At 66.5% G+C, this 439-nt stretch carries 1 protein-coding gene; it reads right to left on the bottom strand.

Annotation, left to right across the window (positions count from 1 at the left end; translation table 11 throughout):
- Positions 1-439, bottom strand: a 439-nt coding sequence (locus GSQ92_RS26370; protein WP_159014599.1) for an SDR family oxidoreductase, incomplete at both ends; no start/stop codon positions are given.

Raw genomic sequence — 439 nt, 5'->3', positions numbered from 1 at the left:
TTGGCCGGTCATGAAGTCGTCGGCGATCAAAAACGCGATCGCCTGCGCCACGTCCTCCGGCCGCCCGACGCGGCCGACTGGGGTTCTGGCCGCGAAGTCGTTGAACATCGCCTGCTTCTGGGCCTCAGGCATGGCGTCCCACCAGGGCGTATCAATCACGCCCGGGGAGACGCCATTCACACGCATGGGCTTGAGTTCGACGGCGAGGATCGGGACGAGCGCTGCGACGGCGGCATTGGCAGCGCCAATCCCGGCTGTGCCAGGCACGGCAGCCTGGGCTGAGACGGCCGAAACGAAGGTGAGGCTGCCCGTTGGGCTCAAGAACGGCAGCGCTGCCTGCGCCGTCGCGAAGTGTGCATAGACCTTCTCCTCGAAGCCAAGTCGAACGCTGGCAAGACTGACGGTCGCGAAAGGCCCTACGCCCTGGCCGCTTCCGAGG

Source organism: Acidisoma sp. S159 (assembly GCF_009766125.1).
Lineage (GTDB): Bacteria > Pseudomonadota > Alphaproteobacteria > Acetobacterales > Acetobacteraceae > Acidisoma.
This window is presented reverse-complemented; position numbering and strand designations above follow the sequence as displayed.